This is a genomic window from Halorubrum aquaticum, from assembly GCF_900113615.1.
Classification (GTDB): domain Archaea; phylum Halobacteriota; class Halobacteria; order Halobacteriales; family Haloferacaceae; genus Halorubrum; species Halorubrum aquaticum.
Map to the genome: position 1 here is coordinate 30,403 of NZ_FOPZ01000003.1, position 14,361 is coordinate 44,763.

Annotated in this window: 12 protein-coding genes and 1 pseudogene; 7 read left to right on the plus strand and 6 right to left on the minus strand. The window is 61.7% G+C overall.

Features of this window, described 5'->3' with window-relative positions; genetic code table 11:
* Window positions 1–54 precede the first annotated feature (54 nt).
* Entirely contained in the window at window positions 55–1,395 is a 1,341-nt protein-coding gene (locus tag F3H10_RS03515; protein WP_149783465.1) for a cytochrome P450, read from the plus strand.
* A 45-nt stretch (window positions 1,396–1,440) separates the two neighbouring features.
* Complete coding sequence (locus F3H10_RS03520; protein WP_149783466.1) at window positions 1,441–2,961, plus strand: amidohydrolase family protein; 1,521 nt, start codon at window positions 1,441–1,443, stop codon at window positions 2,959–2,961.
* Between the two features lie 132 nt (window positions 2,962–3,093).
* Here F3H10_RS03520 and F3H10_RS03525 read toward each other — a convergent pair whose 3' ends face one another.
* Window positions 3,094–3,717, minus strand: a complete 624-nt coding sequence (locus tag F3H10_RS03525) for a hypothetical protein (protein ID WP_223174188.1) — start codon at window positions 3,715–3,717, stop codon at window positions 3,094–3,096.
* 183 nt (window positions 3,718–3,900) lie between these two features.
* On the opposite strand from F3H10_RS03525, the gene F3H10_RS03530 reads away from it, so the two are divergent.
* Together F3H10_RS03530 and F3H10_RS03535 are read left to right on the plus strand one after the other, a co-directional pair.
* Window positions 3,901–4,485 (plus strand): helix-turn-helix transcriptional regulator, encoded by a 585-nt coding sequence (locus tag F3H10_RS03530; RefSeq protein ID WP_149783467.1) that lies wholly within the window; start codon window positions 3,901–3,903, stop codon window positions 4,483–4,485.
* Window positions 4,486–4,651: 166 nt separating this feature from the next.
* On the plus strand, window positions 4,652–5,308 hold the full coding sequence (locus F3H10_RS03535; protein ID WP_149783468.1) for a hypothetical protein: 657 nt from the start codon (window positions 4,652–4,654) through the stop codon (window positions 5,306–5,308).
* Window positions 5,309–5,495: 187 nt separating this feature from the next.
* Here F3H10_RS03535 and F3H10_RS03540 read toward each other — a convergent pair whose 3' ends face one another.
* Window positions 5,496–6,173 (minus strand): hypothetical protein, encoded by a 678-nt coding sequence (locus F3H10_RS03540; RefSeq protein WP_149783469.1) that lies wholly within the window; start codon window positions 6,171–6,173, stop codon window positions 5,496–5,498.
* Window positions 6,174–7,657: 1,484 nt separating this feature from the next.
* Here F3H10_RS03540 and F3H10_RS15930 point away from each other — a divergent pair.
* Both F3H10_RS15930 and F3H10_RS03545 read left to right on the plus strand, forming a co-directional pair.
* On the plus strand, window positions 7,658–7,810 hold the full coding sequence (locus F3H10_RS15930) for a hypothetical protein (protein ID WP_006114452.1): 153 nt from the start codon (window positions 7,658–7,660) through the stop codon (window positions 7,808–7,810).
* Window positions 7,807–8,210: pseudogene (locus tag F3H10_RS03545) on the plus strand (type II toxin-antitoxin system VapC family toxin). Before F3H10_RS15930 ends, F3H10_RS03545 begins: the two are co-directional and overlap by 4 nt.
* Window positions 8,211–8,504: 294 nt before the next feature.
* Here the strand turns inward: F3H10_RS03545 and F3H10_RS03550 are convergent.
* Window positions 8,505–9,689, minus strand: a complete 1,185-nt coding sequence (locus F3H10_RS03550) for an aminopeptidase (RefSeq protein WP_149783470.1) — start codon at window positions 9,687–9,689, stop codon at window positions 8,505–8,507.
* A 170-nt stretch (window positions 9,690–9,859) separates the two neighbouring features.
* Here F3H10_RS03550 and F3H10_RS03555 point away from each other — a divergent pair, with 170 nt between their 5' ends.
* On the plus strand, window positions 9,860–10,249 hold the full coding sequence (locus F3H10_RS03555) for a DUF2237 family protein (RefSeq protein ID WP_149783471.1): 390 nt from the start codon (window positions 9,860–9,862) through the stop codon (window positions 10,247–10,249).
* Between the two features lie 10 nt (window positions 10,250–10,259).
* Here the strand turns inward: F3H10_RS03555 and pepF are convergent, their stop codons facing one another.
* The 3 genes from pepF to F3H10_RS03570 all read right to left on the minus strand — a co-directional run bounded on the left by pepF (window position 10,260) and on the right by F3H10_RS03570 (window position 14,341).
* A complete protein-coding gene (gene pepF / locus F3H10_RS03560) occupies window positions 10,260–12,059 on the minus strand; it encodes an oligoendopeptidase F (RefSeq protein ID WP_149783472.1) in 1,800 nt (599 codons plus the stop codon).
* A gap of 118 nt (window positions 12,060–12,177) precedes the next feature.
* Complete coding sequence (gene rimI / locus F3H10_RS03565) at window positions 12,178–12,651, minus strand: ribosomal protein S18-alanine N-acetyltransferase (protein WP_149783473.1); 474 nt, start codon at window positions 12,649–12,651, stop codon at window positions 12,178–12,180.
* 91 nt (window positions 12,652–12,742) lie between these two features.
* The gene (locus F3H10_RS03570) at window positions 12,743–14,341 is read right to left on the minus strand and encodes a PAS domain-containing protein (protein ID WP_149783474.1); all 1,599 of its coding nucleotides are present in this window, start codon (window positions 14,339–14,341) and stop codon (window positions 12,743–12,745) included.
* Window positions 14,342–14,361: the final 20 nt, after the last annotated feature.

A 14,361-nucleotide genomic window follows, 5' to 3' on the forward strand; every position in this document is an offset into this window, starting at 1 on the left:
AGGGTGGACTTGTCCGACAGAACACCGGAGTTCACGTGTCGAAAATGTATTCGTATGAGCACAGAGACGAGGTACCCGCCCGGTCCACGTGGACTGCCAGTCGTCGGAAACACCGTCGATTTGAGCCGCGATATTTTCGCGTTTTTCGAGGAGCTACGCGATGACTACGGCCATATTGCTAGCTACGAAGTATTTGGGACAGATGCGTGTATGGTCGCTCATCCGGACGCAATTCAGCAAGTACTCCTCGATAAACACGAGGCCTTCGAGAAAGGCGAGGTGCTGACGCGAAACCTCGCCGACACAATGGGTGAGGGACTCTTCGTGACGGGTGGCGAACAGTGGCAGAACCAGCGGACACAGGTCCAACCAGCGTTCTACCGCGACCGATTGAACACGTACGTCCCTGAGATGCGTGCCACGGCGGAAGAAACGGTCGAACAATGGCGTGACGGGATGGTCGTTGATGTAAACGACCGGATGACCGAGGCGACGATGGACGTACTCGGCCGCACGTTGTTCGGTGTGGACGTAACGGAGAACCCGATCGTCTCAGAGGCCTCGGACGCGATTCTCGCACGGTTCGACACGAGCCGGTTCTGGTCGTTCCTCCCAGACCAGATCCCAACGCCGACGAACCGGCGATACAGGCAAAAACTCGACCAGCTCAACGCGTTTGTTGACGACCTCGCAGACCAGCGGCGCGCTCAATCACCTGCTGATCGAGGTGATGATTTACTCTCGATCCTCGTCTCATTCGTCGAAGCAAGTGATCTCACGCAGGAGGAGTTCCGTGACAACATGATCACTTTCCTCTTCGCCGGTCACGAAACGACAGCACTCGGGCTAACGTACACTCTCCTTTGTCTCGCCCAACACCCCGAAGAACAAGAGAAACTCTACACGGAAATCGACACCGTCGGTGACGGGCGCGTAACTGCCGAGGACCTCCCCGGCCTTGAATACATGGAGCGCGTTATTGACGAAGCGCTCCGGCTCTACCCACCCGTGTATATGTTCTTCCGCGAAGCGACGCAAGACGTAGTGCTCCAAGGATACGACATCCCAGCAGGCACGACCCTCGTCTTGCCGCAGTGGGCTGTCCACCGTGACCCGGAGTGGTGGGACGACCCCGAGGCGTTCCGTCCAGAGCGGTTCGCAGACGATGCCGACCGACCTGAATACGCGTACTTCCCGTTCGGCGGCGGGCCGCGTCACTGCATCGGCATGCGCTTCGCGCGTATGGAGATGAAGACCGTCCTGGCGACGATTCTTAGCGAGTATACGTTCGAACTTGCGTCTGAACCGAACCCAGAACTGGTCGCCAGCACGAATCTCAAGCCGGGAGACCCGATCGAGATCAGCCTCTCCCAACGCGAACGGGCTGGCCATTGAACCACGACTGTCAATTATATCGAGTTGGCAAATGTAAATAAAAATATGACAGCGTCAACAGATCAAGGGTCTTCCGTCGGTACCGTCAGCACGGCAGACGAAGCGGACATCGTGATCCACGATGCAATGGTTGTGACGGTTGACGGAGACAACCGGATTTTCGAGAACGGGACGGTAATAATCAATAATAATGTGATTACCGAGGTGCGGTCCACGCGCGACCGCGACCGAACCTGCGACGCCGACCGCGTTATCAACGGTGACGGGAAGCTCGTGATGCCGGGGCTCGTGAACGCACACACGCATCTGGAACTGACGCCCTTGATCGGGGCATTCAGCGACATGGAACTCACGGAGATGATGACGCGGATGACCGCGCTGTACGACGACTTCTGGACTGGTGAGCTGGACTATCTCATAGACGCAGGCATGGAGTTAGCCGCACTCAACTTCCTTCGCGGCGGCGTGACGACAGTAAATTCAATGGATGCTCGCCCACAAGCGGGTATCGACACATACGCCGAGACCGGACTCCGTGGATTCTTTGGACCAAGTATTTCGGACCTCTTTTGGGACCATCCCGTTGACGAACAGGTCGAACGATTCCGGTCGTTCACCGAGCAGTACCACGGGAGCTACGATGACCGGATCCGGGCGACGCTCTGTCCGCATGACGACTGGTCGGTTACCAGAGACCTGTGGGAGCAGTGTGCGGATCTTGCGGCAGAGTATCCGGATGTCATGGTCCACACGCACCTTCTGGAACTGGAGCAGAGCAACACAGTAGCACGCTCAAGCGGCGGAGAAGACTCACTGAATCTTCTCAACGAAGTAGGGCTATTGAACGACCGTCTCGTGGGCGCACACTATCGCGTCGCGGACGAAGAAGACATCGAACGGACCGCCGAGGCCGGCGTGTCAGTCGCACACTGTCCGTCCATTTTCTGTCACTGGAACGTTGACCCGGATATGCAGTGGACGCCAGTCCCCGAGCTTCGCGCAGCAGGTGTCGATGTCGGATTAGGTATTGACGACCACTACTGGCACGACTCCTACAATATGTTCGGCGAGGCGAGGCAAGCACGGCTCGCGGCCAACCTGAAGAAAGGTGCCAACCAGTTCGACTCCGTGGAACTGCTGCGGATGTTAACTATTGAGAGTGCACGAGCACTCGGCGTCGGCGATGAGATCGGCAGTCTAGAACCCGGCAAACGCGCAGACCTGATTGTCCTCAAGTGGGATGTTCCGAAATTCACTCCCTCGACGAACGTGTCCGGGCATCTCGTTGGCCACGCCACACCGGCAGACGTGGAGACGGTCGTCGTTGACGGCTCCATCCTGCTGGACCACGGTGAATACCTGACTGTCGAGCCAAGTGCCGTCCAAGAGCGCGTTAGAGGTGCACTTGAACGGTTCGAGACAGAATCGGACTGGACGTTCTCACTCACTGGCAGCGACTCGCCAGGCACACTTAACGTGGCCAAGAGCCTCCCCAAACGCGGTCCAGTTCACATGCTCAGCCGGATCGCCGTCCAGTCCGCGAAAGACTCACTTCCATTTCACTGAGCACTGCGACAGACTTCAATCACATTCGGTGTGAGTTCTGCATTTGCGCCCTGTATTCACCTTTATAGAAGTCGAATTCAGACAGCCTTCGATGGTACCGGGGATCAGAAGAGAGATTGACGAGGGTCTGTCTCAGATTGTTTCCCACTCCGTGAAGTCGATGACAGTCTCGTTTTCAAGGTTGACTGTGGCAGAATAGTACGTCTCGTCGGTAGCAGGGTCGCGGAACCTGACGACGGCCTCGCCCTCGACGTATTCGGGATCCCGGTCGATAGTGACTGTACCCGTCTCATCACTGTCTTCGACCGTTAGGGAGAACGTTTCCTCTCCTTCAGCTGTCTCACCGTCTATCGAAGAGTTGTTGAGACCGGTGAAGGACCGGGTCTGGGCAGAGTCTACGGTCAGTTTGTGGATCGGTTCCACGGCCAGTTCGTACTGGTTCAGGTCCTGGAGGGATTCCTGTACGGTCGCATTGTCTCGGGCAATTGCTTTGGCCTGGCTACGCTCGCGGTCCGTTAACGGGTCGTCAGTCTCCGTGTTCACCTGGTAGGTGCCGCTCCCCTGTTGTTCAATCTTGATGCTATCGACACGGGTCATGTTGCCGAGGACGGTCGCCTGCTGGTCGCCGTGTTCGAAGGTGACGTTGTCTTCGGATACGACAAACGCTGCACCTGGCCCGGAGGCGGTGAGGTGGGTGGTCGCACCGACTTCGGTGCCGATAACAGCGAGCCCGACACCGATAACAGCGAGGATCACCAATACGGTGAGACGGGACCGCAAATCTGATGTCATTCGTATTCGGGATTTGGGTGAAAGAACACATCAGTGCTGCGTGAAACCAGTTGGAAAACGCTTTGAAACGCGTTTCACAGGTGTTTCAACCCGGTTTTACAGCCAAAGAGCGATACGCATTAGACGGAGTCCTCACTACCCGTTCATATGGACCTGTCAGCCCTCCACGGCAAGCGCCTCGTCGCGGCGGCCGTGTTCGTCGCCGCGGTCCTCGTGCTTGCCGTCCAACTGATCACGCCCTCACCAGTTATGGTCTCTCTCGGAGACAACGGCGCACAGACCACCCAACTCGGCCAGTACTTCACCTACACCGATGTCGCCCTCATCACGTTCGCGTCCTCCCTCCTCGGTGCCAGCGGCACCTATCTCCTACTCCACGACTACACCACAACGGTCACCGCTACTGAATCGACGACACCGTATGCCACCGCGAACGACGGTCAACAACTGACACGCTTGGCGGCTAGTGACGGACACGGCAGCGGAGCCGTCCAGCACGACACAACGGACCCTGAGAAACGGTGGGAGAAAACAGTCGATCGGTTATACAACAACGAGGAAACAGTCTACACCGTCGTGCTTGAGGCTGGCGGCGAACTCCCGCAACGCGACATTGTTGAGGGGACCGACCTGTCCAAGGCCACGGTCAGCCGGACCCTTGACACCCTCGAAAGCAAGGATTTGGTCGAACGGAAACGCAAGGGAATGGGCAACGTCGTCGTTCTCACCTAATCCTCGCTGAACGACCGGCTGAAACGGGTTCCAAACCGATTCCGTAATGCGTTTCCAATCAATCACTTTCTGGTCTTTCATATAACAGTCTACGTGGAGCGCACCACTCCTCCTGTGTTTGGAGGCCTCGGTGGTGCCTCCACGCGACGAGGTGAATTAACGAACTATGCGCACGAAACTTGCCGTCCTTGCGGTCGCCGCACTGCTTGCCTTTGGTACAGGCAGTGTCGTCGCCGCAATGGACACTCCTACGACCGACACAGCGTCGGATGACGTATTACCAGCCAACCATTCTGTCGATGTCATCGACCCCGGAGAGATGAGCGATGAAAAAATCGACCAAGCCATCGAGACAGCTTGGGAGAACGAGACGGTTCGGAGCTACTTCGATGACGATGCTGCTGTCCATTTTGAGGTCTGGGCCTCCGGATTGGACGAGGACGTGATCCACGTCAAGGTTGCCCCAATCAAGGAGCCGGACGAGACACGAGTCATCGCCGATGTCAACCTCTCGCAACAGCGGGTCACCTACATCGATGAACCGGTGAAACTCAACGCCTCCAACGCCATCACGATCAACGCCAGCGACTACGACCTCAACGACACGGACCACAGTCAGGGCACGAACGACGAAGAAAACACCACGAGGCTCACCGCTGACCAAGTTACCCCAATAGAGCTCAACGAGAGCTCAATCGAACGCGGCGGAGACGGCACCTTCACCCTCGAAGTCGAAGGCGACGGAACCACCCCGACTGTCCCCTCGGACGAGATTATCAGGATTGACCTGCAACCAGAGAATCGCACGGTCACTGACGAATAACGTGGACGGCCACTAAGAAAGAGCTACCCGTCACACGTTTCCTTCGTGTCTTCCCCCTCTTTGTCTCTCCTGAATCAGCCGCTCTCTACACTTGCTTCCACTCATCCAGGGTGTCATAGAACAGTTCACAAGGTGGTTGATTTCAGGACTATTGGAAATGAATCACCTGGTCAGTAGAGGGTGTACCTTACTCGGCTGTGTCAAGTTGAACAAGTGCAATACAAGCAACCCACTCGTCGCTGTTTTCTGGGTCAGGAACACCGAGTTCCGCAGCATACAAACCCGGCTCAAATGCCGGTTCCTCCTGAATGGACTCCACCGCCTCGATAAACGACCACGAATGTGTATCATCTGGCGACGTAGTCAGGCGTCCATCACCCGACAGTTCCTGCTGGAGTTCCTCCCATTCAGTTCCCGAATTGTGCCAGATGCTCCAACTGTGTGGATTGAACGTGAGTTCATTGGAGGACTGATTGTAGAAGGTCAGCGTAATATCGTCAACAGGTGTCCCGTCATCGAGGGTGCTGCTTTCTGGATTCGGCTCAATATACACTGATGCCGTGTCTGTGTCTACTGTGTGAGAACAGACGGCACTATCACGTTCCGTTTCGTATAGCGGGCACGGCTGGTCATCAATCTCGGGGGTTAGAGTATCTACTTCTCCATCTGATTCATTGCCGGCTTCTGGCTCATCAGGCGTCTCAGCGCCACCGAGGCAACCAGCGATACCGACGATTGACCCACCTCCAATGTGAGAGAGGAGGTTGCGGCGGTTCATAACTAACACTAAACCGTCTGTAAATAAGGTGGTATGGGAAGCTAAAACACCCCTTTGACCGATGACCGATAACTTTGCAACTCCCATCGACAGCTGTTTCAGGCGAGAAAATATCTGAAGAAGAGGATTTCAACAGAGCCAGATTAGAATTTACTGCCCCAAGCGGATCCATTGACTGTCTTGTTTGATCTGCTTTCCTCCCGGATCTCAGCACACCGCGACGCCCTCCATGCAACCGAAAAATACGATGAACAGGAGTACCTGCCGCGCTCATCACTGTCATAGACTACTGCAGGGACGACACGTTCGACACCGGTCTGTTCTAAGCGCTGACGTAGTAGGCGAAGACGAATTTCAGGAAGATATGTCCCGCGGAAACCAATCTGAAGGGTTGAAAACATGGACGCGGTCTTTGCTTACTGAGCGGGACCAGATTTGAACCGGTGAAGGGACGGAAGCGCGATTGAAGTCCAGTAGCGGACACACTGGCCGGTAAGCACTGCTCACGATCGAGCAGAGCCGTCAGAAGCGGGCGCTACTGGCAACCCCAGGCCTGTTACCGACATGTGTGACAAGCACCACACCGGCCCCTACGGGCCAGCATGAACCTTCTTGTCACTGTCTCTCGAATGAGAGATTGAACCGCCAGCCGAAGCGGGCGGCAAGTCGAGCTCAGAAGATGATTGGGAACCTTCGGACCAAGCGTTTTGGTCAAGCTTTTGCCCGACGCGAACCCCGACGCGGGAGGGGTGAGCGAGGGGAAAAGGTTGGGGTTCCAAATCCTGCAGCGCCCATCCTGCCACGACTCTCTTAAAATATAGCAGAAGGCGAAGCTACGCTTAAAACAGTCTGTGTGTGCCGATGGGAGAGTCGAAGTCCCGGTGTTATCGCTCACAGTTACCGGGTAGTGTTATCGCTCACTGTGCCCGCTCGGTGTTACCTCTGCTGAGAGTCGAGGGCCCGGCAACTAACAGATCTGCAGATCGGGTTTGAACCGGTGGACTCCTACGGGACAGCGGCCCGCTCAACGGTTGTATCGCAGAACGCTGTGCCTCACATTACTTTTATAATTCGAGGGGCAGTTGGTCGCGGAGCGAACACGGTATTTGACCGCCCAACGCGCGCGAAGGCGCACGCGCTCAGGATGACCTGTGCCAGTCCGAACAGCTCCTGTTGCCTCCATTGTTTATGTGCCACTGGAGCCAGATAGCTCACTCTAAATGTGACCAGGTACGCAATGGCACAATTTTCACGCTGGTCCCCAAAAGGGACCCGTTTAGCAGATGATGCGCCAGATGTTCGGCAACGAGTAACGAACATCTACACTCCTTTAACTTCTATTTCGACCCTGAGCGACCGCTTCGTCCACAGTTGGCTCCCATCTGGGTGTGGTCGCAGTGACCGACTCGGACGACTTCTTCGGGCAACTCGAAGAGGCCACGGCGACGAACTGTTAATCTCCGATGTGTCGCTCGGCGTCGATTCTGCCGGTGTACATTCGAGTAGCACCGCATCACCACGGACAACGGGACCACCAGTAGTCTTTTGCGAGTTGGTGGGCAAAGTCAGGTATGAGTCTCACTTCGGACGACTTCGAGGAGTTCGTTTCCTCTGACCCCGATGATGACGAAACGGTCCCGCTCGGACAGGCACTCTCAGAGCTGGGACTCGATGTCGAGGTTGACTCCGTCGAAGCCGTTCGTGACGTCCGCGAACGGTTATGAGGATACTTCTCGACACTAACGTTCTCGTCGCAGCAGTTACTCGGGATACCGATCGGTCCGATGAGGCAATCGAACTGCTTGACCGAGTTGATGACCCCCACTCGTTTCGGTTCTCAGTCTCATGGAACTACGGAGTGTTCTGAGCAAAAAGAAACGGTTCGAACGGGACCGAATCGATGCCATCGAGAACCGAGTTACCGCTCGTATGACCGTGACTTTTCCAGACGCCTCCGATATGATGGCGGCGAACCGCCTCCAATCGGAAACGCTGTTGTACCCCATGGACGCGATGATCCTTTCGGCGGCCGACGCTGCCGACGCAACCCTCGTCTCGTTTGATTCCGAATTGGTCGAGCACGGTGCGGATCTCCCTCAACAACTGCTCGACGAGGACGAGTGAATCGGGTCACCACGGCACGCGAAGGACGTGACCGGTATCGGGTTCACCGATATCGAAGACCATATCGAGCGCTTCCTGAACGAGGTGTCCAGATCAGTGACGGACGATAACGCCAGTGGATCCGCGCCCGAAGACCTGAACCATTTCGATACGCTCCGGATCACGACCTTCTCGGCCTATCTCATGTCGTGTTCATAAATCAAACACAGCCGACTACTCATGCGCCAGAATGTTCCAACGAGTAGACACGGTCGTCGAACGACGCCCGTCGACCACGACGACGGGTCCGCTCGATCACCTCTCGAAACCGTCCTCCCATCGGAAGGTCCCGTCGCGCTGGACGACCTCGCCGTCGACGGCCATGACGGAACCCGTGCTCACGTCGCTTATCATGTCGACGTGAACCGCGCTCTCGTTACCGGACTCGCCGTCCGGCAGGCAGGCGTCGTAGGCGCGGCCGACCGCGAGGTGGACCGTGTCGCCCATCTTCTCGTCGAAGAGGATCGAGTCGGTAAAGCGATCGATCCCGCGGTTCATCCCGATGCCGAGCTCGCCGAGCCGACGGGCTCCCGGGTCCGTCTCGAGGACGCTCGCGAGCGCGTCCTCGCCCGTTTCGGCGGCGAAGTCGGCGACCTCGCCGTCCTCGAAGACGAGGTGGACGTTCCCGACGCGGGTCGCGTCGATCGTCATCGGGACGTCGAAGAAGACCTCGCCTTCGGTGTCGTAGGGTGCGGTGAACACCTCTCCGGAGGGGAGATTGTGCGAGTCGTACGCCACCGACGCGGCGGAGTTGACCGCCGTCCGGCCCGCGATCGACATCGTCAGGTCGGTATCGGGCGCGTCCTCGCGCTCGGTGTGGATCCGGACCTCCTCGCCCGCATCGAGGATCCGCTTCATCTCCGCCATCTCCTCGGCGAGGGCCTCCCAGTCACGCAGGACGGCGTCGTAGACGAACTCGCGATACTCCTCGTAGGCCATTCCGGCCTGCTGGGCGAGCGAGCGGGTGGGGTGGACCGTCGACACCCAGTCGGTGTCCATCCGGCGCTCTCTGACTTCCTGCCGGGACCTCGCGTGGGCGCGTCTGGTTTCGCGGGGCACGTCCGCGGTCGCGGCCGTGTTGCGGCCGCCGCCGAGTCGGAGGTAGACGTCGGCCGCCTCGAAGAGCGCCCGGTCGACGACCGGGTCGGGGAACTCGGGGACGGATGCGGCGGGGTCGTCGCCGCCAGCGTCCTCGTCGCTCTCCTCTCCTACCTCTCCTTCCTTGCTCCGCGACGTGGCCCCCTGTAGATACGCCCGGTTCATCTCGTCGGAGCCGTACAGCGTCGTCACGGCCGCGCCGCGCTCGCCGAGCGCCTCCGCGACGGCGACGCCGAGCTCGTGTGTGTCCTCGGCGACGCTCACGACGACGTGGTCCCCGGGATCGACCCGCGCGCTCCAGTCGACGAGCACCTCTGCGTGTTCGCGTACGCGTTCGTCCATGATGATCGGCGAGTCGTGGCCGGGAGGTAAATCGGTGCCGACGCACTGAACGCCTCGCCGAGCTCGGCGGTCGGCGACTCCACCGCACGTAGCGTCGTGGGTTCCGGACAGGTTACGAACGAGGCCGTCTCCGAAGCCGGCTTTTTAGTCGTGCGCCTCGACCCGAGGGTATGGCCGACCGGAACGTCCACGGGGGGAAACTCGCCGCCTGTAGCACGGACCCGACGACCGGCTTCGAGCGCGACGGCTGCTGTGGAACCCACCCCGACGACCGAGGGCGACACGAGCTCTGTGCGGTGATGACCGCCGAGTTCCTGCGGTTCAGCAGGGAACGGGGCAACGACCTCGTGACGCCGCGGCCGAAGCTCTCCTTTCCCGGGCTCGACCCCGGCGACCGCTGGTGTCTCTGTCTCGGGCGTTGGGTCGAGGCGCTGGAGGCCACGCGGAGCCGGCGACTCCCTGAGACGACGGTTCCGCCCGTCGTCCTCGAGGCGACCAACGAGGCCGTGCTCGACACGGTCGAACTGGAGACGCTCGAGGCTCACGCATACGACGCGTGAGAACCGACGGCTACTCCAACTCCAGCAGCGTCGCGACCTCGTCGAGGTAGTCGTCGTAGATCCCGACGGCCGACTCGATCGGGTCCGAGGAGGCCATGTCGATCCCGGCGAGCTCGACGACCTCGAGCGGGTAGTCGGAACCGCCCGCCTCCAGCATCTCGCGGTAGTCGGCGGCGGCGGGCTCTCCCTCCTCGAGGACGCGCTCGACGATCGCGGCGGCCGCGGAGATTCCGGTCGCGTACTGGTAGACGTAGAAGTCGTAGTAGAAGTGCGGTATTCGCTCCCACTCGCGCTCGATGCCGCCGGTGAGTTCGGCGGGCTCGTAGTAGTCGCCCTTGAGGTCGGCGTAGGTCTCGTCGAGGACGTCCGGCGTGAGCGCCTCGCCGGCCTCGACGCGCTCGTGGATCCGCTGTTCGAACGTCGCGAACATCGTCTGTCGGAACAGCGTCGAACGGAAGCGCTCGAGGTACTCGTCGAGCACGTGGGTCCGGAGCTCGTCGTCCTCGACGGTCTCGAGCAAGTGGTGGGTGAGGAGCGTCTCGTTGACCGTGGAGGCGATCTCGGCGACGAAGATCTCGTAGCTCGCGTCGTGCCACGGCTGGGCGTCGCCCGCGAGCTCGGAGTGCATCGAGTGGCCGAGCTCGTGTGCCAGCGTGTACATCGAGGCCACGTCGTCCTGATAGTTCATCAGGATGAACGGTTGGGTGTCGTAGGTGCCCGAGGAGAACGCGCCGGAGCGCTTCCCGCGATTCTCGTAGACGTCGACCCACCGGCTCTCGAGGCCCTCGGCCATCCGGTCCTGATACGCCTCGCCGAGCGGCTCGACCGCCTCGACGACCCACTCGACGGCCTGCTCGTACTCCACGTCCGGCCCCTGATCGCCCGTCAGCGACATGTAGAGGTCGTGGCTCTCCAGCGTGTCGACGCCGAGCGCTCGTTCCTTCAGTTCGGCGTGGCGGTGGAGCGTCCCGAGGTTGTCGTCGACCGTGTCGACGAGGGTGTCGTACACCTCGACGGGGACGTTCGAGCCGTCGAGGGCGGCCTCGCGGGCGGTGTCGTAGTCGCGGATCCCCGCGCTCGCGACGTGTTCGCGTACCGCCTTCTCCAGCGAGGTGCCGACCGTGTTGCGGACGTCCTCCCACTCGTCGTAGAAGGTCTCGTGGACCCGCCGGCGGAAGTCGCGGTCCGGGTTCGTCTGGAGCTTCGTGAAGTTGGCCTGGGTGATCTCCACCGACTCGCCGTCGGGGTCGTCGACGACGCCGTAGGTCATGTCCGCGTTCGTCAGCATCGAGTAGATCTCGCTCGGCGCGCTCGTGACCTCCGAGAGGTCCGCGAGCACCTCCTCGACCTCCGCCGAGCGCGTGTGGGGTTTCATCCGCAACACGTCCTCGAGGTAGTGTTCGTACTCGGCGAGGTCCGGCTCCGCCTCGAGGAACTCGGCGAGCGCCTCCTCGGTCAGCGACTGGAGCTCCGGCTGAAGGTACGAGATGGCGCTCGAGGCCTCGGACTGGAGCGAGGACGCCCTCGCCGACATCGCCTGGTACTCTTGGTCCCGCGTGTCCTCCGCGCTCCGGAGCTGTGCGTACACCGAGACCGCCGACAGCTCGCGGAACACCTCCTCGCGGAGTTCCAACAGCTCGAGGAGGGTCTCGGGGCTCTCCGTGACGCGGCCCTCGTAGGCCCCGAGTTCGTCGATCCGACCCTCGACGTCCTCGTAGGCGGCCGCCCACGCCTCGTCGTCGTCGAACACGCTCTCGAGGTCCCACTTGTACGCCTCGTCGATCTCGGACCGCTCGGGAACCGAACTCATACGCCCCCGTCGATCCCCTCGGCACTAAGCCTTGTCAAAGTCGGAAACGGGGAGGTCTCGGGGCGGTCGAGGCGCTCGAAGCGGTCGGGGGGCCGAAGCGGTCGAGGTGGTCGAGGCGTCACCCGCCGTGGGCCCACTCGGCGAGGTCCACCACGAGCACGAGCGCGTCCTCGCCGTCGCGGTAGTACCGCTTCGCCCGCCGGACCGGCTCGAACCCCTCGGTCGCGTACAGCGACCGGGCGGGATCGTTGCCCTCGCGGACCTCGAGTTTGACGACGGCCGCGCCGGCGGCCCGGAGCCGCGCGAGCCCGGCTCGCAACAGCGCCCGGCCGATCCCCCGGCCTCGAGCGTCGGGGTGAACCGCGAGGTCCTTGATGTGGCCGATGTCACGGCCGGCGTTCGGGGTGATGTCCGCGACGACGTACCCGACCACCGCCCCCTCCCGCTCGGCGACGAGGAACGCCGGCTCGTCGATCAGCCGCTCGAAGGCGTCGTACGGCCAGGGGTCCGAGAAACACTCGCGCTCGATCCGGAGTACCGACAGGAGGTCGGCGCGCTCGACCGGCCGGATCGTCACCTCGGCGGGGGTCACGTCCGCGTTTCGGGATCCCCCGGAATAAACGCGACGGGCTCCTCCCGCGCTCGGACGGACGAGGACCGCGCGGGTCCCGTTGTCGTCCGGGTCACGGCTCGATCCACGGCTCCGCGTCGTCGACCGTCGCCGGCGTCGGCGCGCGGATCGCGAAGCGGGCTCCGTTCGGGATCCGGTCCGCGATCCGCGGATCGGCCTCGACAGTCGAACCGGGCTCGACGACCTCTATCACCCACCCGTGTGAGTCGACGATCTCGCGGACGATGTCGAGGCCGTAGCCGGTCCCGTCGGTCCGCGTCGTGAACCCGGACTCGAAGACGTCCTGGCGGTGTTCGGGCGGGATCCCGGGACCGTCGTCGGCGACGACGATCCCGCGGTCGGTCGCGCTCACGACGACCGTGAGGGGAGCGGCGGCGTCGGCCCGTGGCCGACTGCCAGTCGAGCCGTGTTCGACGCTGTCGCCGGACTTCGTCCGGCTGCTCGTGGAACCGTGTTCGACGCTGTTCCGAAACAGGTTCTCGAACGCCTGCCGGAGCCGGCCGCGGTCTCCGCGGATCCGCGCGTCGGCCGCGACGACGAGTTCGGCCCTCTCGCCGCCGGCCGTCCCCCACGCGTCGCGGACGACCCCCTTGAGCGAGAACTCGGTCGGCTCGTCGATCCCCGAACCCTGCCGAGCGAGCGTCAGGAGCTCGCTGACGAGCTGTTCGATCCGTTCGGTCGCGCGCTCGCCGCGCTCCAGCGGCTCGGTGTCGTCTTTCACCCGCGCCATCTCGATCGACCCACGGATCACGGAGAGCGGGTTCCGGAGGTCATGCGAGACGATGCTCGCGAAGCGATCGAGGCGCTCGTTCCGGTCGGCGAGCCGGCGCTCGCGCCGCTTCCGCTCCGATACGTCACGCGAGTTGATGACCAGCCGACCGACCGCGGCGTCGTCGGGAAGCGCTCGCGCCCGCGACTCGAGCCAGACCCAGTCGCCGTCGGCGGTCCGGTATCGATACTCCAGCGCGTCGGCGCGGTCGGGGTCCGCGAGCGCCTCGTAGAACTCCGCCGTGATCCGGTCTCGGTCGTCCGGATGGACGTATCCGAGCGGGGAGCGTCCGACGAGCGAGCCCTGTTCGTACCCCAGCACGTCCTCGACCGAGGGGCTCTCATAGCGCACGCGGCCGTCCGCGTCGACGACGGTGACGATGTCGGTTCCGTACTCGAGGAACTCGCGAAAGCGCTCGGGGAAGGTCCGGTCGGCGTCGATACGCCGTCCGGTGACGACCCGTCCGCCGAACTCGGGGGCGAGGTCGTCGTCGACGACGGACTCGACCCAGGCGTACCCGCCGTTTGCGCGGCGGATCCGGTGTGTGACCCGTCGCTCGGTCGCGACCGCGGAGAGGGCGTCGGAGACCTCGTCCCGCTCGTTCGGGTGGACGTACTCGAGGAAGTCGCTCCCGCGGATGGCCTCCCGGTCGTCGCCGATCAGCGCCGGCATCGACGGTCCCGCGAACAACACCTCGCCGTCGACGGCGACCGCGGCGAGGAACCGGTCCGGATCGGCTCCGATCCCGCCCGGCGCATCGATCGCCGCTCCGCCCGCGGTCGGCACGTCCGCTCGATTCCCGTACCGGCGTTTCGAGCCGTCGGCATCGGCGCTCGAGGCGGCTTCGGGGGCGGACCGTCGACCGGAGGAACGCGGCTCCATCTACGCGTCGGGAGTTCGGA

What these genes read in the sequence shown, in the direction of transcription:
- F3H10_RS03515 (WP_149783465.1), top strand. Translation starts at nt 55, where the DNA reads ATGAGCACAGAGACGAGGTACCCGCCCGGTCCACGTGGACTGCCAGTC.
- F3H10_RS03520 (WP_149783466.1), top strand. Translation starts at nt 1,441, where the DNA reads ATGACAGCGTCAACAGATCAAGGGTCTTCCGTCGGTACCGTCAGCACG.
- F3H10_RS03530 (WP_149783467.1), top strand. Translation starts at nt 3,901, where the DNA reads ATGGACCTGTCAGCCCTCCACGGCAAGCGCCTCGTCGCGGCGGCCGTG.
- F3H10_RS03535 (WP_149783468.1), top strand. Translation starts at nt 4,652, where the DNA reads ATGCGCACGAAACTTGCCGTCCTTGCGGTCGCCGCACTGCTTGCCTTT.
- F3H10_RS03540 (WP_149783469.1), bottom strand. Translation starts at nt 6,173, where the DNA reads ATGGGAGTTGCAAAGTTATCGGTCATCGGTCAAAGGGGTGTTTTAGCT.
- F3H10_RS15930 (WP_006114452.1), top strand. Translation starts at nt 7,658, where the DNA reads ATGAGTCTCACTTCGGACGACTTCGAGGAGTTCGTTTCCTCTGACCCC.
- F3H10_RS03550 (WP_149783470.1), bottom strand. Translation starts at nt 9,689, where the DNA reads ATGGACGAACGCGTACGCGAACACGCAGAGGTGCTCGTCGACTGGAGC.
- F3H10_RS03555 (WP_149783471.1), top strand. Translation starts at nt 9,860, where the DNA reads ATGGCCGACCGGAACGTCCACGGGGGGAAACTCGCCGCCTGTAGCACG.
- pepF (WP_149783472.1), bottom strand. Translation starts at nt 12,059, where the DNA reads ATGAGTTCGGTTCCCGAGCGGTCCGAGATCGACGAGGCGTACAAGTGG.
- F3H10_RS03570 (WP_149783474.1), bottom strand. Translation starts at nt 14,341, where the DNA reads ATGGAGCCGCGTTCCTCCGGTCGACGGTCCGCCCCCGAAGCCGCCTCG.